This is a genomic window from Pseudomonas sp. FG47, assembly GCF_057809115.1.
On record NZ_JBMDJI010000002.1, the window covers coordinates 12,702 to 30,862 of the forward strand.

Genomic DNA, 18,161 nt, shown 5'->3' on the forward strand with positions numbered 1-18,161 from the left:
CATGACGCCACGCACCTGGTTGATCACCCTGGCTGCCGCCGGCCTGTTGCCACTGCTGGCCCAGGCCGCCCCCGAGCAGACCTTGCCCAGCGAGGAGGGCCAGCTGAGCGTCAGCACCCTCGCCAATGGCCTGCGCAACCCTTGGGCCCTGGCGTTCCTGCCGGATGGCAAGTCCATCCTGGTGACCGAGCGCCCAGGCAACCTGCGCATCGTCAGCGCCGAGGGCAAGGTCGGCCCGCCACTGTCTGGCGTGCCCAAAGTATGGGCCGAAAGGCAGGGCGGCTTGCTCGATGTGGTGCTGTCGCCAGAGTTCGCCCAGGACCGCACGGTGTACCTGTCGTTCGCCGAGGCGGGCGAGGATGGCAAGGCCGGAACTGCCGTGGGCCGTGGGCAGCTGTCCCAGGACCAGGCACGGCTGGAGAACTTCACGGTGATCTTCCGCCAGTTGCCCAAGCTTTCCGAGGGTAACCATTTCGGCTCGCGCCTGGTGTTCGACCGTGAGGGTTACCTGTTCATCGCCCTGGGCGAGAACAATCAGCGCGCCACCGCCCAGGACCTGGACAAGCTGCAGGGCAAGATCGTGCGGATCCTGCCCGATGGCGAAGTGCCCAAGGACAATCCCTTCGTTGGCCGCGACCAGGTGCGCCCCGAGATCTGGTCGCTCGGTCATCGCAACCAGCAGGGCGCGGCGCTCAACCCCTGGACCGGCAAGCTGTGGACCCATGAGCACGGCCCGCGTGGCGGCGACGAGATCAACATCCCGGCACCGGGCAAGAACTACGGTTGGCCGATCGCCACCCATGGCATCAACTACTCGTTGCTGCCGATCCCCGAGGCCAAGGGCAAGCATGTCCAGGGCATGGTCGACCCGCACCATGTATGGGAGAAGTCGCCGGGCATCAGTGGCATGGCGTTCTACGACAGCCCGACGTTCAAGGCGTGGGACCATAACCTGTTCATCGGCGCCCTGGCCACCCAGGAGCTGATTCGCCTGCAGCTCGAGGGCGACAAGGTGGTGCATGAAGAGCGCCTGCTGGGTGAGCTGAAAGCGCGCATCCGCGATGTGCGGGTGGGGCCGGACGGGTATCTGTATGTGCTGACCGATGACAAGGATGGGGTGTTGTTGAAGGTGGGATTGAAACAGGGCTGATGGGGTCGTAACTCCAGGCGCTGGTGTTGCCTGGTTCGCCAGCGAGGCTGGCTCCTGCGGTGCGTGGGGGCGCGGCTTGATGCCGGAATGGCGTACCATGCACGGCATGACTCCCGAATCTCTCTACCATCAGGCCCTTGGCGAGCGCGGCTTCGTCACCGACCCCGCCCAGGCGGTGGCCGTCGCTGCGTTGCAAGCCTGTTTCGATGCCCTGTGCCAGGGTAAGCCAACCCAGGGCCTGTACCTTTGGGGCCCGGTGGGGCGTGGCAAGACCTGGCTGATGGACCTGTTCCACCGTTGCCTGACAGTGCCGTCCCGGCGCCAGCACTTCCACCATTTCATGGCCTGGGTTCACCGTCGTCTGTTCCAGCTGGGTGGCACCGCCGACCCGCTCCAGGCCTTGGCCCGAGCGCTGGCCAGCGAGATCCGCGTGCTGTGCTTCGACGAGCTGTTCGTCAGCGATATTGGCGATGCGGTCATCCTCGGGCGCCTGTTCCAGGTGCTGTTCGACCAGGGGGTGGTGGTGGTCGCCACCTCCAACCAGCCCCCCGGTCAGCTGTATCGCGACGGCTTCAACCGCGAGCGCTTTGTGCCGGCCATCGCTGCCATCGAGCGGCACATGGGCGTACTGGCAGTGGCGGGCGAGCTGGATCACCGGCTGCACCCGGGGGTCGCGCAGCAGCGCTATTGGGTCGCGCAGCCCGATGCACTGGACGCGGTGTTCCAGCAGCTGAGCCCGACTGAGCCAGGCAGCGAGCAGCCCCTGCAACTCGGGTCCCGGCAGGTTCGTGTGGTGCGCCACAGCACCCAGGCGCTTTGGTGCCAGTACCGCGACCTGTGCGAACAACCGCTGGCGGCCATGGACTTCATGGCCCTGTGCGACCGCTTCCCGGCGATTTTGCTGGGCGGTATCCCGCAATTGGGCGGCGAGCAACGGGCTGGTCGCATCGCGCGTGGCACCGAGGACGGCGCCGCGCGGGTGCTGGCCGGCGATCGTGAGCTACCGACCCTGGCGCCCAAGGACGACAGCGTGCGCCGCTTCATCACCCTGGTCGATGAATGCTACGACCGGCGCGTGGCCTTGTACCTGGAAGCCGAGGTGCCCCTGGAAGCGCTCTACACTCAAGGGTATCTGGCGTTCCCGTACCAGCGCACCCTCAGCCGGCTACGGGAGATGCAACTGCAACGCTTCGCCTGAAGGAGCCGACCATGGAGCCGCTGTCGCATCACCTGCTGACCCAGGCCTACAACAATGGCTGGGCCAACCACCGCCTGTACAAGGCTTGCCTGCAACTGACCCAGGACGAGTTCGTCGCCCCGCGTTGCAGCTTCTTCCCGTCGATCAAGGCCACCCTCAACCACCTGCTGACGGTGGACTGGTTCTACCTTGACGCCCTGGAATGCGAGCAGCGCGGCGCGGCTCCCGACCCGGACGGCGAGCGCTTCTTCCAGCCCGAGCAACCGTTTTGCACCTGCACCGACCTGCAGGCCCAGCAGGCCCAGGCCGACCAGCGGCTGATCGCCTATTGCCGGGGCTTGCGCGATGAGCAACTGGGGCGCTACGTGAGCATCGTGCGGCCCGATCGGGTGCAGCGCGAACAGCGCCTGCGCTTGTTGTCGCACCTGTTCGAACACCAGATCCACCACCGTGGCCAGGTGCATGCGATGCTCAGTGACACCCAGGTACAGCCGCCACAACTGGATGAGTTCTTCTGCGGGGAGGAAGCGCATTTGCGCGCGGTGGATTTCGCCGAGCTGGGCTGGACCGAGGCGATGATCTGGAAGTGAGTGCAAGCCGCCGGTTCAGCGGTAGCCCGAGTACCGTCAGCGTTGCAACCAGCCAAGCAATGCCTGGTGGAACTTGCCCGGCTCCTCGATTTGTGGCGCATGCCCCAGGCCCTCGAAGGTGACCAGCTCGCCTCGGGGAATCAGCTTCGCCACCTGCGGTCCGAGCATCTTGTACTGGCCTAGCCGGGCCTTGACCTCGGGCGGGGCGATATCGCTGCCGATCGCCGTGCTGTCCTGATCGCCGATCAGCAGCAGGGTTGGCATTTTCAGGTCCTTGAACTCATGGACCACCGGCTGGGTGAAGATCATGTCGTAGATCAGCGCCGAGTTCCATGCCACCAGCTTGTGCCCAGGGCCCTGGTTCAACCCCGCCAGCATCTGCACCCAGCGCTCGTACTCGGGTTTCCAGCGCCCGGCGTAGTAGGTGTTGCGTTCGTAGTTGCGCACGCCTTCGGCATCGAGCTTGAGTTCCCGGGCGTACCACTGGTCGACGGTGCGATACGGCACGCCCAAGGCTTTCCAGTCCTCCAGGCCGATAGGGTTGACCATGGCCAGGCGCTCCACCTGCCGGGGATACATCAGTGCGTAGCGAGTGGCGAGCATGCCGCCGGTGGAATGGCCAAGGATGATGGCCCGGTCCACGCCCAGTTGCGCCAGCAGGGCGTGGGTGTTGTCGGCCAGTTGCTGGAAGCTGTACTGGTAGTGCGCCGGCTTGCTCGAGGTGCAGAAACCGACCTGGTCAGGCGCGATTACCCGGTAGCCGGCTTGGCTCAAGGCATCGAGGGTGGTTTCCCAGGTGCCGGCGCAGAAGTTCTTACCATGCATCAGCACCACGCTGTGGCCGTTGGCCTTGCCCTTCGCGGGTACGTCCATATAGCCCATTTGCAGCGCCTGGCCCTGGGACTGGAAGTCGAAGTGGCGCAGCGGGTACGGGTAGGTGAAGCCTTCGAGCTGCTCGCCATAGGTGGAGGGGGCGGCAGCGATGGCGCCACCCGAGGCGAGGCAGGTGAGGGCGATGGCGGTGGCGCGCAGCATGGGAGCACTCCCTGTAGGACCAGATAAGGAAAGGCGACTGTAGCAGCCACTGACCCTGGCCGAGCAGCAAAGGTGTTACCCGCTGTGAAACCAGCCCAGGGTGATCAGCGCCACCACGATGTAGCGCCCGCCCTTGGCCAGGGTGACCAGCAGCAAGAAGCGCCAGAAGGGTTCGCGCATGATCCCGGCGATCAGCGTGAGTGGATCACCGATCACCGGCATCCAGCTCAGCAGCAGCGACCATTGCCCCCAGCGCTGGTAACGCTGCTGGGCGCGTTGCAACTGGCTGGCGCTGAACGGGAACCAGCGCTTGTCGCGCAGTTGCTCGATGGCCCGGCCCAGCAGCCAGTTGACCAGCGAACCCAGCACATTGCCCAGGGTGGCCACCAGCAATAGCAGCGCCCAGGCCTGGGGCTCGCGCAGCAGCAGGCCGACCAGCACGGCCTCGGACTGCAAGGGTAGCAGTGTGGCGGCGCCAAAGGCGCTGAGGAACAGCGCCGCGAGGCTGAGCATCAGTAGTTGGCGACCACGGTGTCCCGGCCATCCCGGGTCACGCCGATGACCTGGTAGGCGTCCTTGTGGTCACCCATTTCCATGCCCGGCGAGCCCATGGGCATGCCTGGCACGGCAAGGCCCTTGAGGTCGTCGCGCTTGGCCAGCAGGCGCACTTGCTCGGCCGGCACATGGCCTTCGACGAACTTGCCGTCGATCACCGCGGTGTGGCACGAGGCCAGGCCCGGCGCCACGCCCAGGCGCTGCTTGACCGCGCTCATGTTCGGTTCGACATGGTCGTTGACGGTGAAGCCATTGTCGCTCAGGTGCTTGATCCATTCCTTGCAGCAACCGCAGTTGGGGTCGCGGTAGACGTCGATGGTCTCGGCGGCCTGGGCCAGGCCGGTGATGGCCAGCAGGCCGAGGGTGAGCAGGTGTTTGCGCAGCATGGTGAAGCTCCTGTGACGCAGATTTAAAAGCGCAGGCGGACCCCGGCCACCAGCCGGGTCTGGCCGATGTCCTCGCCATCCTCCCGGGCTTGGTTGGCGCGGTTGCCGTGCAGGCGGTTGAAGCTGACCCCGACATAGGGCGCGAAACCACGGCTGATCTCGTAACGCAGGCGCAGCCCCACTTCGCTTTCAGCCAGCCCCGAGGCCTGTTCGCGGTCGGCGTCGTTGCGAGCGAAGAGGTTCACTTCAACGGTGGGTTCGAGGATCCAGCGGTTGGTCAGCAGCATAGCGTAACCGGCTTCCAGGCGCAGCGCGGTCTGTTGGCGCTCGCCAGCATAGGCGGTGGCCTCCAGTTCCAGGCCGTACAGCGGCGCGCCCTGGATGCCAAAGGCGGCCCAAGTCTGGCCGCTGGCTGGCTTGAAGTCCTGGCGCACACCGCCGACCAGTTCCCACCAGGGGCTGATGGCATGGCCCCACAGCGCCTGCAACTCGGCCTTGTGAGTCTTGCCCTGTTCCCGCTCACCCTCGCTGCGCAGCCACAGCCGGTCGACATCGCCGCCGACCCATGCGGTGGCGTTCCAGCTCACCGCGCCGCTGCTTTCGAAGTTCTGGTATTCCAGCTGGTCGACGATCACCGCCCAGTTGATCGCGCGGTCATGCACCTGGTGCCCTGGCAGCGACGGGAACGCGGCGCGCCGGTCGGCATCGGTGATGTTCGCCAGGGGCGTGCGCGGTTGCGCGGTGGTGGGCGTGGCGTGGTTCATCTGGCTGTGATCCATCGTCGGCATGGCGCCATGGTTCATCTGGCTGTGGTCCATGCCCGGCATGCTGGCGGCCAGGGCACGCTCGCTGGCCAGCAAGGCGACAAAGGCGACGCCGGTGACGATGCGGCGGCTGCTGATCTCATTCATCGACCCGTACCTCGCGGAACATGCCGGTCTCCATGTGGTAGAGCAGGTGGCAGTGATAGGCCCAGCGGCCCAGGGCGTCGGCGGTCACACGGTAGCTGCGTCGGCTGCCGGGGGGCATGTCGAGGGTGTGCTTGCGTACCAGAAAGCGGCCTTGTTCATCTTCCAGGTCGCTCCACATGCCATGCAGATGGATGGGGTGGGTCATCATGGTGTCGTTGACCAGGGTGATGCGTACCCGTTCGCCGTACTTCAGGCGCAGAGGCTCGGCGTCGCTGAACTTGATGCCATCGAACGACCAGGCGAAACGCTCCATGTGGCCGGTCAGGTGCAGCTCGATGTCCCGCGACGGTTCGCGCCCGTCCGGGTCGGGGTAGGGGCTGCGCAGGTCGGCGTAGGTCAGCACCCGGCGGCCATTGCCGCGCAGGCCGATACCGGGATCGGCCAGGTTGGCGCGCGGGGCCATGGTCTGCATGTCTACCAGCGGGTTGTCGGTCTCGCTGCTGGGGTGGCTTTGCATCATGGCCATGGCCGAGTGGTCCATGCCCGCCATGCTGCCGTGGTCCATCGCCGGCATGTTCGAATGGTCCATCTCGCCCATGCCGCCATGCCCCATGTCGTCCATGCTCAGCACCGGGCGTGGATCCGGCTCGGGTACTGGAGCTTGCAATCCAGCGGTGCGGGCCAGGGTGCCACGGGCGAAGCCGGTACGGTCCATGCTCTGGGCGAACAGGGTGTAGGCGGGCAGGTCGCCCACGGTGACCAGCACGTCATAGGTTTCGGCCACGGCGATACGCAGTTCGTCCACGGTCACCGGGGTCACCGGCAGGCCATCGGCGGCGATCACCGTGAGTTTCAGGCCGGGAATGCGGAAGTCGAAATAGGTCATCGCCGAGGCGTTGATCAGGCGCAGGCGCACGGTCTCGCCGGGCTGGAACAGGCAGGTGAAGTTACCGTCCGGTGGCTGGCCATTGAGCAGGTAGGTGTAGCCGGCGGCGCTGATGTCGGCGAGGTCGGTGGGGCTCATGCGCATCTTCGCCCAGGCCCAGCGGTTGTCGAGGGTGTTGCGCCAGCCGCTTTCGGCGACATCGTTTATGAAGTCACCCACCGTGCGCTTGTGGTAGTTGAAGGCGTCGGACTGTTTCTTCAGCGTAGCCATCAGCGCTTCCGGCGCCTGGTCCGACCAGTCACTGAACAGCAGCACATGGTCGCGCTGGTAGTTATGCGGTTCAGGTTCACGGGGTTCGATGACGATGGCCCCGTACACGCCGGCCTGTTCCTGCAGCCCGGAATGACTGTGGTACCAGTAGGTGCCGCTCTGGCGCAGGGTGAACTGGTAGAGGTAGTCGCCGCCCGGTTCGATGCCGGCGAAGCTAAGGCCCGGCACGCCGTCCATGTTGGCCGGCAGGATGATGCCGTGCCAGTGGATCGAGGTGGGCTGGTTCAGGCGGTTGCGCACGCGCAGGGTCACCGTGTCGCCCTCGCGCCAGCGCAGCTGCGGGCCGGGCAGGCTGGCGTTGACGGTCTGCGCGGTGCGCGGGCGACCGGTGATGTTGACCGGGGTCTGGCCGATGAACAGCTCGAACTGCTGGCCACTCAGGTCGTGCAGCGGCAAGCGCCCCTCTGCTGCCTGGGCCAGCGGGCGCCACAGACCAAGGCCGGCCAGGGCGGTGGCGGCGCCCAGGCCCTTGACGAAGGTGCGGCGGGTTGGAGTCGGTGGCATGGCGTGCTCTCGCTACGAAATTGCCACCATCCTTGCCGCCAGCGCCTGTCAGCCACCTGAGGCGCGGATTACAGATTTGTCAGGCAGCGGTCTCGGCGCCTTCCAGGTCGCGCATCAGCAGGCCGAACTCCAGGGACACCTGCTCGGGAATCGGCAGGTAGACCACATGGCCATCGCCCGGCGCCACCTCGATGGCCTGCTGCTGACGGTCGCACAGGCGGTGCAGGTCGAAGTGGTAGTTGCCGCGCGGAGTCATCAGTTCCAGATGGTCGCCCACGGCGAAACGGTTCTTCACCTTCACTTCGGCCAGGCCGTCCACGCGCACCCCGGTCAGCTCGCCGACGAACTGCTGGCGCTCGGACACTGAGTTGCCGCGCTGGTAATTCTGATACTCATCATGCACATGGCGGCGCAGGAAACCTTCGGTGTAGCCGCGCTGGGCGAGGGACTCGAGGTTGTCCATCAGGCCGCGGTCGAATGGCCGACCGGCCACGGCGTCGTCGATGGCCTGGCGGTACGACTGCACGGCGCGGGCGCAGTAGAAGTGCGATTTGGTACGGCCTTCGATCTTCAGCGAATGCACACCCATATGTGCCAGGCGCTCGACGTGCTGGATGGCGCGCAGGTCCTTGGCGTTCATGATGTAGGTGCCGTGCTCGTCCTCGAAGGCGGGCATCTCTTCGCCTGGACGGTTGCTTTCCTGGAGCAGGAACACCTGCGCGGTGGGGGCGCCCAGGCCCAGGGTCGGCTCGACCTCGCGGACGATATCACCGGTGAGATTCTCGGTGGCGGGGGTGCTGTCGTACTTCCAGCGGCAGGCGTTGGTGCAGGTGCCCTGGTTGGCATCGCGCTTGTTCAGGTAGCCGGACAACAGGCAGCGTCCGGAGTAGGCCATGCACAGCGCGCCATGGACGAACACCTCCAGCTCCATGTCCGGCACCTGCTGACGAATCTCTTCGATCTCTTCCAGCGACAGCTCGCGGGACAGGATCACTCGCGACAGGCCCAGGCCCTGCCAGAACCTTGCTGCGGCCCAGTTCACCGTGTTGGCCTGCACCGAGAGGTGGATGGGCACCTGCGGGAAGAGCTCGCGCACCAGCATGATCAAGCCCGGGTCGGACATGATCAGTGCGTCGGGGCCCATTGCGATGACGGGAGCCAGATCCTTGAGAAAGGTCTTGAGCTTGGCGTTGTGCGGGGCGATGTTGACCACCACGTAGAAGCGCTTGCCCAGGGCATGGGCCTCCTGGATGCCGAGCGCCAGGTGGGCGTGGTCGAATTCGTTGTTGCGCACCCGCAGGCTGTAGCGCGGCTGGCCGGCGTAGACCGCATCGGCGCCATAGGCGAAGGCGTAGCGCATGGTCTTGAGGGTGCCGGCGGGGGCGAGCAGTTCGGGCGTGGCGAGTGGGGTCATGGTGCGCACCGGGGCAAAAGGCGCGGATGCTAAGGGCGTGGCGCTGCGCCGGTATTGATCTGGATCAACGGCACTTTTGCCCCGGCGCCGGGCACTAAGCTGTTGAGCCCTCGAGGAATGCCCATGAACGAAACTGTGTTGCAGAACAAGGCCCTGACTGCGCTGCTGGCGCTGGTGACCGTTGCCTTCATCTGGATTCTCTTGCCGTACTTCGGTGCGATCTTCTGGGCAGTGGTGCTGGGCATCCTGTTCGCGCCGTTGCAACGTCGTCTGTTGTTGCGCCTGGGCGGGCGGCGCAACCTGGCGACGTCACTGGCGCTGCTGGCCTGCCTGCTGATCGCGGTGCTGCCGGTGATGATCATCAGCATGCTGCTGGTGCAGGAGGGCGCGGCGCTGTACCAGCGCGTGGAGAGCGGCCAACTGGACATTGCCGGCTATATCGAACGCGGCAAGGATATGCTTCCAGGCTACGCCCAGCATGCCCTGGACCGAATGGGCATGGGCAACCTCGACGGCCTGCGCGACAAGATCACCAAGTGGGCCACCCAGGGCAGCCAGTTCCTTGCAGGCCAGGCGTTCAGCTTTGGGCAGGGCACCTTCGAGTTCCTGGTGAGCTTCGGCATCATGCTCTACCTCTTGTACTTCTTCCTGCGCGAAGGGGCGGAGGTAGCGCGCAAGGTGCGCCAGGCCGTGCCGCTGCCCGAGCAGCAGAAGCGCCGCTTGCAGCTGAAGTTCAAGCGCGTGGTACGGGCCACGGTCAAGGGCAATCTGCTGGTGGCGATTACCCAGGGCGCGTTGGGTGGGTTGATCTTCTGGGTGCTGGACATTCCCAGCGCGCTGATCTGGGCGGTGCTGATGGCGTTCCTGTCGCTGCTGCCAGCGGTGGGGGCGGGGATCGTCTGGGCGCCAGTGGCGGCTTATTTCATCCTGACCGGGGCGACCTGGCAGGGCATCGTGCTGAGCGCCTTTGGGGTACTGGTGATCGGCCTGGTGGACAACCTGTTGCGGCCGATCCTGGTGGGCAAGGACACGCGCATGCCGGACTACCTGGTGCTGGTGTCCACGTTGGGCGGGTTGGCGGTGTTCGGGCTCAACGGGTTTGTGATCGGGCCGTTGATCGCGGCGCTGTTCGTGTCCAGCTGGGCGATCTTTGCCTCGACCAAGCCGCAGGTGCAGTTGCCGTAGGTCATCCGCTTTCTGCCAGGCGCAGGCCGCGCGGGCCGGGTAGTACCAGGTTACCGCTCCAGACCAGATGGAAGCGTTCCAGCCCAGGTACGAGGGCGTTGACCAGGCTGATCCCCTGGGCCCCGCGAAACACTTCGCAGATGCCCACCTGATGGCCGTGCCGCTGCAAGTCTTCCAGCAGCACCTGCAGTTGCTGGGTCACAGTCTGTGCGGGTAGCGGTTCTGGCAAGGTGCAGTAGCGGCTGTTACCCAGCAGGGCGGCAATATCGCGCTGCTGGCAGCGTTGCAGCCTTGGCCAGGCGGCCAGTGTGCCCGCCGCCTGCTGCAACTGCTGCCGGGCTTGCGGCAAGCGACTGTTGAGTTGCAGCTGTACCAGCTCGCTCAAGGCGCGCTGCACACCGTGCCAAGGGTCGAGTGAGGCGCCGCAGCCGACCACGTTGGCCTGCAAGGGCGAGGCCGGGCACAGGCACAGGGCCAGGAAACTGCGGCTGGCGAACTCGTTGCTGATGTCCAGCACGGCAATAGGGCTGTCCAGGCAGCGTTCGGCCTCGCCCCACAGGCGTGACAGGGCCGAGGTCGCCGGTGGGCGCAGCACCTGCAGCACGGGTTCGGGGCGCTGGTAGTAGACGTGGCGCAACATGAACAGCGACAGTGCATCGCGCTCGATGATCTGGTTCAGCGCGTGCAGCAAAGCCTCGTCGCGGCTGGCGCCGATTGCCGCGCCATCGTTGCTGCTGTAGCGCCTGAGCCCACGGTGGTCGAAGTTGTCGCCTGGCAGGGGCTGGTCGGCGTAATCAGGGTGGGTGACGCCAATCGGGTAGTCGAACAGCGGCTTGGCGTGGATGTCGGTATAGCGCTGGCAAGCCAGGTATCGGTCGGGCTGGGCCTCTAGCCAGGGCAGCAGGAAGTCGCCCTGCACGTGCGCCTCGCGGGCCAGGCTGGCGGTGCTGCGCAGGTGCAACGGGCGTGGCTGGTGCTCGTCGAGGTAGTGCTCGAGCGCCTCGAAGCGTGCGCCTACGCGGGCTTCCTCGAGCCCGCCCTTGCCGCTGCCGTGCGCCATCCTGCCGGTTGCCTCGTCAGTCAGGTGCATCAATACCGAGCAGAGGCCGTTGCCCAGGACTGTTTCCTCAAGGCGTAAGCCAAGCAATGCCAGTTGTTCCTCGACTCGCGTCATGGCAACGGCCAGGCTGTATTCGCGTTCGGCAGGTCTGTTCATGAGGGTATCTGTTCCGGAAGGGGCTTGGGGCAGATCAATTGGTAGAACTGGAACAACTGCAAGGAGCCGGGGACCCCGGCCAGGCTGCTGGCGACTTGCAGGCCAAGCCGGCGGGCCTGCTGCCCGACGTCGAACAACACACTCGATTGGCCGAACACCAGGGCCATGCCGCCGGGGCGGATCAAGCCGGTGAGCTGCTCGAACAACGCGAGGGCGCAAGCGCGGGTCATCATCTCGGCGTTCAGAAAGCGCAGGATCAGCACGTCGCAACTGCCCTTTGGCATGACCGGCACCTGGGCGTCGGCGATCTCGAAACTCAGGTTCGGCAAATGATGGCAGGCTGTCGCATGGTCGATCATCGCCGCCGAACGATCCGCCCCCATGCACTGGCTGTTTGGCAGTGCGCGTGCCAGCGTGGCGATGAAGGTGCCGGTGGAGCACGCCGGATCATGGATGATTGCGCCGGGGCGCAGGCGGCCCGAAAGCAGGGCGATGGTGGTGTCGCGAAAGTGCTGCTCCTGGCGGTCCAGGCGTTTGGCCAGGTCTTGCGGGGCATCCCAGAAGCAGGGTGGCGCGATCTGCTCTCGGCATTGGCTGTCCAGTTCCGGAAAGGGAAAATGGATTCTGTGGCTTGAAGACGTGAGTGCTTGCTGGAACAGCGCCGAGCATTGGCTGTCGGTCAACGGTTGGTATTGGCAGTGCCAGCCCTGTTTGTCCCAGCGCGCCTCCAGCAGCGTGCCCAGCAGCATGTCCGGGGTCAGGCGGCTATCCAGTTCGCCATTGGCGCCCGGTACCCTGCACCCCAGGTGCTCGATACCGTCGACCCGCAGCAGGAACAGGTTGTTGAGCCCGGGGCCGACTGGCTCGGTTATCCGGGCACTCGATGTGATGCCGACTTGCTCCATGGCGGGCAAGGCAAGTACGCAGGCCAGGTGCCTGGCCTGCGCCTCGAACGATTCGTGTTGGAAGGGGCTTTCGGCTAGTGATGGCATGGGCGCTCCTGAGCGCAAGGTGTGCCATCAGGCACACCTTGCGCAAACACGTTACTCGTCGTTCAGTTGCTGCTTCTCGTGCTCAGCCAGGTGCTGCGCATCGATCTGCTGAGGCTGCACCTGGGAGGGTGCCTGGGTGATAGCCTCGGACAGTTCTTCGTCTTGGGTGTTGGCGCGGAAACCCATGTAGATACCCATCTTTGATTCTCCTTGCAGTTAGTGGTGCAACGACACTTTCGTTGCCGTTGGAATTCTTGCGAATCACCACCGCCTGTTTAAATGGGAGTCGTTTCCCTCTGCCTTGGTGCCAGACAGGAGTACGGATGGAGTAGGGGAATGCATGAAGGCGTAAAACAGCAGGCGCGCTGTGGGATAAAGCCCCGGCCTGCGAGGGTTTTGTAACGGCCGAGGCTGCAATTGCAGATGAAATATTTCTTGGGATCAGGGTTTGCTGACGCAGGCGTGTAAGTTTTATTCAGTACCGAAGCGGGAATGGCCTCAAACGGGCTGGCGCTATTCATCCAGGCTTGTAAGTCAAACCTGACTCGATAGAGGTTGCGCTGCGTCTTGGTGAAATAAATCTACCAAGGCACGTATTCAGTGCAGACCGTTGGCCTAGCGGAAGCTGTAAGAAACCCCCAGATAAGCTGCGAAACCTTCCCCCGGCGTCGAACGGGCGACATCCTTGCCGCCATCGTCATACCCTGGCGTCACCGTCGCTGCATAGCGCTGGTTGGTCAGGTTGCGCAGGTCCAGCCATGTCTGCCAGTCACGTTTCGGCGAATCCCAGCCCAGCCGCGCGCCGAGCAGGGCGTAGGCGTCAGCGTGGCTGCTGTTGGCGTAGTCCACTTGCACCTTGGAGGCCATCTGCGTATTCACGCCGGCGTAGAACCCCGTCGGCCAGTCGTAACGCAACTCGGCCTGGTAGTAATGCATGGGGATGCCGGGCAGGCGGTTGTCGCCAAACTTGTCGTCATCGCGGTAGTGGAAGTCGCTGAAGGTGTAGGCCTGGCGCAGGCTTAGCTTGCCGGTGCCGGGTTGTTCCCAGAGGAGGCTGTCCAGGCCGGCTTCGATGCCCTGGTGCACGGTGGGGCTGGCGTTGAACTCCTTGAACGGCAAGCCTTGCACGACTTCCACGTTCAGCAGTTCATGACGTACCTGGGCGTAGTACCAGGCAAGGTCCCAACGGCCCAGCGCAGAATCGCCGCGTGCGCCCAGTTCAAGGGTGGTGGCGGTCTGGTTCTGCATCTTCATTGGCTGGTTGTTTACCGGCGCGCTCCAGACCAGTGACCACGGGTGCGGCGGCTCCACCGAGCGGCTGAGGTTGCCGTAGACCTGCAGGTCCGGGCGGATGTCGTAGCGCAGGCCCAACCGTGGCGCATAATCCCAGTCATGCTGGCTGACCTTGCCGCCACTGCTTGGATAGGTGACGTCGCTTTCACGGCGGGTGTAGATCATCGCCAGGCCCGTGGTCAGCCACAGGTTCGGAATCAGCTCCAGATCGTTGCCTGCATGCAACACAGTGTCCGAGCCCTGGTAGCTGAAGTCGCGGGTGCGAGCCCCGAAATTGTCGCCGTCGGGGCGAGCGAACTGCGAGGCGCCGCTGTTGGGCAGGTGCTTGGTGGTGCGCCAGCCCAGGGTGGTCTTGCTCTCATGGCCGAACAGGGTGTCACGCCGCAAGTAGTTCAGCGTGCCGCTGACATCGGTGTAGGCGACCTTCAGGCGCATCGGGCCTTCGCGCAGGTCCATTGGGTAGTCGTGATAGACCAGCCCCGCCTCCAGGCGCGATTCGTCATCCAGGAAGAAGGTGGTCTTGTTGCCGACCCAGGTGCTGCCCGGTTGCGGGCGGCTGTCATCGCGGGCCAGGTAGGCCGGGTTTGCCGCACGCGGATCGTGCTTGATCTGGTCCTTGGTCAGGCGTCCGGCCAGGTCGTTCTCGGTCTCGCGATAGCGTAGGTAGAAGCGCGTTTCCAGATTCGGGTTGAAACGATAGCCGACGTTGGCGGCGATGCCCTTGGCGCTGCCGCTGCTGTGCCGCTGGAAGCCGTCGTACTCGGCGTCGGTAAGCGCTACGTAATAGTCGAGGTTGCCCAGCACTTGGCCGCTGCTGACATGCCGGCGCTGGTAGCCACGGCTGCCGACTTCGTAGCGCACCTGCAAGGGTGCGGCATCGTAGCCGGTGTGGGTCACGTAGTTGATCGCGCCGCCCAGGGCAAGTGAGCCCTGGTCGAAACCGTTGGCACCACGCAGCACTTCGGCGCGGCTCAGCCACAGCGGTTCGAACAGCTCATAGGGCGTGCCGCCGGGACCTGTCAGCGGCAGGCCGTCGAACATCGTGTAGACGCCCGAGCCGTGGGCACCCGGCGCGCGGTTGATGCCCGAACCACGGATCGACAGCTTGATGCCGTCGTTGCCCGCCGACTGGGCGAACACTCCCGGCTGGTAGGCCAGCACATCCTGGTTGCTGGCCACCCGGCCCTGGCCTACCTTGTCCATGTCCACCAGGTTGCTGGCGCCGGGGATTTCACGCAGGTGATCGGCGGCGGCTTCCAGCTCGGACTGTTGATGGTCCTGGATCAGCATCTGGTCGAGTTCGACGCGGTTGGCGGCCTGGGCGGTGCCGGCGACGAACAGGGCCAGCAGAGAGTAGGGCAGGGTGGGGCGCATGGGGACGAGGTTCCAGATCGGGTGCGGGAGTCTGACGCTGCAAAGGGCAGACGAAGCACAGGGGACGATCTGTAGGACCCGAAAAAAAACACCCCGCCGAGGCGGGGTGTCTAGTGACGCTGGCAGCCGATCAGCCGATCAGTTGCAATCCAGCCTGCTGCACCATCTCCAGCAGCGGCTGCGGGTAAACACCGAGAACGAAAGCGAGGATCGCGATGGCCAGCAGCATCACGCCACCAGTGCGCTGTTCCCACTTCAGCGGGGCGTCGTGGCGACGCAGGTTCGGTTCGACCAGGTACAGGGTGACCATGACCCGCAGGTAGTAGTACACGCCGATGGCGCTGCCGATCACCAGGGCGCCGACCAGCCACCACAGGTGCGACTCGACGCCGGTGGCGATGATGTAGAACTTGCCGATGAAGCCTGCGGTCAGTGGGATACCGGCCAGCGACAGCATCATCACGGTCAGTACCGCGGTGAGGTACGGACGGCGCCAGAACAGGCCGCGGTACTCGTACAGGGCATCAGCGTCACGCCCGGCGTACGGCGAGGACATCAGGGTGATCACGCCGAAGGCGCCGAGGCTGGTGATCACGTAGGTGACCAGGTACACGCCCATGGCTTCCAGGGCCAGGCCCTTGCTGGCGACCAGGGCGATGACCAGGTAGCCGAAGTGGGCGATGGACGAGTAACCCAGCAGGCGCTTGAGGTTGCTCTGGGTCAGCGCCAGCAGGTTGCCGATGATGATCGACGCCACGGCGATGACTGCCAGCACGGTGCTCAGCACGCCGCTGCTGGCGGCGGGGGAGAGCATGAACAGGCGCACGACCACGGCGAACACCGCGACCTTGCTGGCGGTGGCCAGGAACGCGGCGACCGGCGCCGGGGCGCCTTCGTACACGTCCGGGGTCCACAGGTGGAACGGTACCAGCGACAGCTTGAAGGCCAGGCCCACCAGCATCATGCCCAGGCCCAGTTGGGCCAGCAGGCTTGGCATGCTGGTAGCGGCCAGGGCTTTGCCCAGTTGGTCGAAGGTCAGGGCGCCGGCGTCGGCATACAGCAGCGCCATGCCGAACAGCAGGAAGGCGGAACCGGCGGCCGACAGCACCATGTACTTGATGCCGGCTTCCAGCGAGCGCTTGTTGAAGAACGCATACGCCACCAGGCCGTAGACCGGCACTGACAGCAGCTCCAGGCCGATGAACAGGCCGGCCAGGTGGTTGGCGCTGACCAGCACCAGGCCACCCAGTGCCGACATCAGCAGCAGCAGGTACAGTTCTTCACGGTTGCCCGGGAAGCCTTTGGAGCCTTCGCCGAGGTAGGCGTGGGCGAGGGTGACGCAGGCCAGGGTGGCCACCAGGATGATCGCCATGTACAGGCAGGCGAACTTGTCGATGGTCACCAGTGAGGTGACCGCCAGCGGCGCGACCTTCAGCGCCGGCAGGATCGACAGCAAGGCCAGGTTCAGGCCCACGGTGGACAGCAGGAAGGTCTGCGAGTGGTTGCGCTTCCAGGCGATCGCCAGCATCACCACCACCGTGGTGATGGTGGTGATCAGCATCGGCGCCAATGCGATGAAGTGTTGAGTGGTGAATTCCATAGCGCTCTTACCGGGCCGAAGCGAGTTGAGTGAAAGCGGAACCGAGCCACTGCTGCACACCGCTCATGGTGGCGGCAGAGGTGTCGAGGAACGGCTGCGGATACACGCCCAGCAGGATCAAGAGGCCAGCCAGGCCCAGCACCATGATCAGCTCGCGACTGTCCATGCCGGCCAGCACGGTGTCGGCCTTGGCCGGGCCGAAGTAGGCGCGGTGGATCATGATCAGCGAGTACACCGAACCGAACACAAGGCCTGTGGTGGCGATCACGGTGATCCATGGCACGTGGGCGAAGCTGCCGATCAGGATCAGGAACTCGCCGACGAAGTTGCCGGTGCCTGGCAGGCCCAGCGAGGCGGCGGCGAAGAACAGGCTGATGGCTGGCAGATACGCGATGCGGTGCCACAGGCCACCCATCTGGCGCATGTCACGGGTGTGCAGGCGCTCGTACAGCTGGCCGGACAGAATGAACAGCGCGGCAGCCGACAGGCCGTGGGCCAGCATCTGGATCACCGCGCCCTGCAGGGCTTGCTGGCTACCGGAGTAGATACCGATCAGCACGAAGCCCATGTGCGAGACGCTGGAGAAGGCGATCAGGCGCTTGATGTCGGTTTGCGCGAAGGCCAGGAAGGCACCGTAGAAGATACCGATCAGGCCCAGAGTCATGGCGATCGGCGCGAACTCGGCCGAGGCGTTCGGGAACAGCGGCAGGGCGAAGCGCAGCAGGCCGTAGGCCGCGGTCTTCAGCAGGATACCGGCCAGGTCCACGGAGCCTGCGGTCGGCGCCTGGGCGTGGGCATCAGGCAGCCAGGAGTGGAACGGTACCACCGGCAGCTTCACCGCGAAGGCGATGAAGAAGCCCAGCATCAGGATGTACTCGACGCCGGCTGGCAACTCGGCCTTGAGCAGGTCGCTGTAGTTGAAGGTGATCACCCCGGTGCTGTTGTAGTTGACCAGCACCAGGCCGAGGATCGCCACCAGCATGATCAGGCCGCTGGCCTGGGTGAAGATGAAGAACTTGGTCGCTGCGTAGATCCGCGTCTTCTTGCCATCGGCCGAGCTGTGACCCCAGAGCGCGATGAGGAAGTACATCGGCACCAGCATCATTTCCCAGAAGAAGAAGAACAGGAACAGGTCGAGCGCCAGGAACACACCGACCACGCCACCGAGGATCCACATCAGGTTGAGGTGGAAGAAGCCGACGTGGCGCTGGATCTCTTTCCACGAGCACAGCACCGACAGCACGCCGAGCAGGCCGGTAAGCAGGATCATCAGCAGCGACAGGCCGTCGAGGGCCAGGTGGATGCTGATGCCGAAGCGCTTGATCCACTCGACCTTGTATTCGAGGGCCCAGGCCGGTTCGGCGCCCGGCGCCGGGGCCAGGGTGTAGTTGCCGTTCGCCCACAGCCACAGGCCGATGCCGAGCAGCAGGGACATGGTCAGCAGCGCGATCCAGCGCGGCAGGGTGGCGCCGAAGCGCTCACCCAGCCAGCACAGGAAGCCGCCGATGAAGGGGATCAGGATCAGCCAAGGCAAAATCATGA

Annotated in this window: 16 protein-coding genes; 4 read left to right on the top strand and 12 right to left on the bottom strand. The window is 65.0% G+C overall.

All coding sequences use genetic code 11. From position 1 onward, the window contains the following. The first annotated feature begins 1 nt into the window (after position 1). The 3 genes from ACODS5_RS02815 to ACODS5_RS02825 all read left to right on the top strand — a co-directional run bounded on the left by ACODS5_RS02815 (position 2) and on the right by ACODS5_RS02825 (position 2,938). On the top strand, positions 2-1,150 hold the full coding sequence (locus ACODS5_RS02815) for a PQQ-dependent sugar dehydrogenase (protein ID WP_489107851.1): 1,149 nt from the start codon (positions 2-4) through the stop codon (positions 1,148-1,150). A 106-nt stretch (positions 1,151-1,256) separates the two neighbouring features. Continuing rightward, positions 1,257-2,348 carry a cell division protein ZapE gene (gene zapE / locus ACODS5_RS02820; protein ID WP_489107852.1) on the top strand — a complete coding sequence of 364 codons (1,092 nt, stop codon included), beginning with the start codon at positions 1,257-1,259 and terminating at the stop codon, positions 2,346-2,348. 11 nt (positions 2,349-2,359) lie between these two features. Continuing rightward, the gene (locus ACODS5_RS02825) at positions 2,360-2,938 is read left to right on the top strand and encodes a DinB family protein (protein ID WP_134693204.1); all 579 of its coding nucleotides are present in this window, start codon (positions 2,360-2,362) and stop codon (positions 2,936-2,938) included. 36 nt (positions 2,939-2,974) lie between these two features. Here the strand turns inward: ACODS5_RS02825 and ACODS5_RS02830 are convergent, their stop codons facing one another. The 6 genes from ACODS5_RS02830 to trhP form a co-directional block, all read right to left on the bottom strand. Next, complete coding sequence (locus ACODS5_RS02830; protein WP_134693203.1) at positions 2,975-3,973, bottom strand: alpha/beta fold hydrolase; 999 nt, start codon at positions 3,971-3,973, stop codon at positions 2,975-2,977. 75 nt (positions 3,974-4,048) lie between these two features. Next, positions 4,049-4,486, bottom strand: coding sequence for a YqaA family protein (locus tag ACODS5_RS02835; RefSeq protein WP_134693202.1), 438 nt, complete (start codon positions 4,484-4,486; stop codon positions 4,049-4,051). Continuing rightward, on the bottom strand, positions 4,486-4,914 hold the full coding sequence (locus ACODS5_RS02840; RefSeq protein WP_134693201.1) for a DUF411 domain-containing protein: 429 nt from the start codon (positions 4,912-4,914) through the stop codon (positions 4,486-4,488). Before ACODS5_RS02840 ends, ACODS5_RS02835 begins: the two co-directional genes overlap by 1 nt. A gap of 23 nt (positions 4,915-4,937) precedes the next feature. After that, positions 4,938-5,825, bottom strand: coding sequence for a copper resistance protein B (locus tag ACODS5_RS02845; RefSeq protein ID WP_489107853.1), 888 nt, complete (start codon positions 5,823-5,825; stop codon positions 4,938-4,940). Continuing rightward, positions 5,818-7,545 (bottom strand): copper resistance system multicopper oxidase, encoded by a 1,728-nt coding sequence (locus ACODS5_RS02850; protein ID WP_489107854.1) that lies wholly within the window; start codon positions 7,543-7,545, stop codon positions 5,818-5,820. The genes ACODS5_RS02845 and ACODS5_RS02850 overlap by 8 nt, the downstream gene beginning before the upstream one ends. Before the next feature lie 79 nt (positions 7,546-7,624). Further along, the gene (gene trhP / locus ACODS5_RS02855; protein WP_489107855.1) at positions 7,625-8,959 is read right to left on the bottom strand and encodes a prephenate-dependent tRNA uridine(34) hydroxylase TrhP; all 1,335 of its coding nucleotides are present in this window, start codon (positions 8,957-8,959) and stop codon (positions 7,625-7,627) included. Positions 8,960-9,082: 123 nt separating this feature from the next. Here trhP and ACODS5_RS02860 point away from each other — a divergent pair, with 123 nt between their 5' ends. Beyond that, positions 9,083-10,144: an AI-2E family transporter gene (locus ACODS5_RS02860; protein WP_489107856.1), complete on the top strand. Its 1,062-nt coding sequence runs from the start codon at positions 9,083-9,085 to the stop codon at positions 10,142-10,144. Position 10,145: 1 nt separating this feature from the next. On the opposite strand, the gene ACODS5_RS02865 is transcribed toward ACODS5_RS02860, so the two are convergent. The 6 genes from ACODS5_RS02865 to nuoM all read right to left on the bottom strand — a co-directional run bounded on the left by ACODS5_RS02865 (position 10,146) and on the right by nuoM (position 18,159). Continuing rightward, positions 10,146-11,360: a YcaO-like family protein gene (locus ACODS5_RS02865; RefSeq protein ID WP_489107857.1), complete on the bottom strand. Its 1,215-nt coding sequence runs from the start codon at positions 11,358-11,360 to the stop codon at positions 10,146-10,148. Then, positions 11,357-12,352, bottom strand: a complete 996-nt coding sequence (locus ACODS5_RS02870) for a class I SAM-dependent methyltransferase (RefSeq protein ID WP_489107858.1) — start codon at positions 12,350-12,352, stop codon at positions 11,357-11,359. Before ACODS5_RS02870 ends, ACODS5_RS02865 begins: the two co-directional genes overlap by 4 nt. Before the next feature lie 51 nt (positions 12,353-12,403). Beyond that, entirely contained in the window at positions 12,404-12,550 is a 147-nt protein-coding gene (locus ACODS5_RS02875) for a hypothetical protein (protein WP_167659509.1), read from the bottom strand. Positions 12,551-12,967: 417 nt separating this feature from the next. Beyond that, the gene (locus tag ACODS5_RS02880; protein WP_489107859.1) at positions 12,968-15,019 is read right to left on the bottom strand and encodes a TonB-dependent receptor family protein; all 2,052 of its coding nucleotides are present in this window, start codon (positions 15,017-15,019) and stop codon (positions 12,968-12,970) included. 130 nt (positions 15,020-15,149) lie between these two features. Next, positions 15,150-16,619, bottom strand: a complete 1,470-nt coding sequence (gene nuoN / locus ACODS5_RS02885; protein WP_102685131.1) for an NADH-quinone oxidoreductase subunit NuoN — start codon at positions 16,617-16,619, stop codon at positions 15,150-15,152. Positions 16,620-16,626: 7 nt separating this feature from the next. Then, positions 16,627-18,159, bottom strand: a complete 1,533-nt coding sequence (gene nuoM / locus ACODS5_RS02890; RefSeq protein WP_134693193.1) for an NADH-quinone oxidoreductase subunit M — start codon at positions 18,157-18,159, stop codon at positions 16,627-16,629. Between the last annotated feature and the right edge of the window lie 2 nt (positions 18,160-18,161).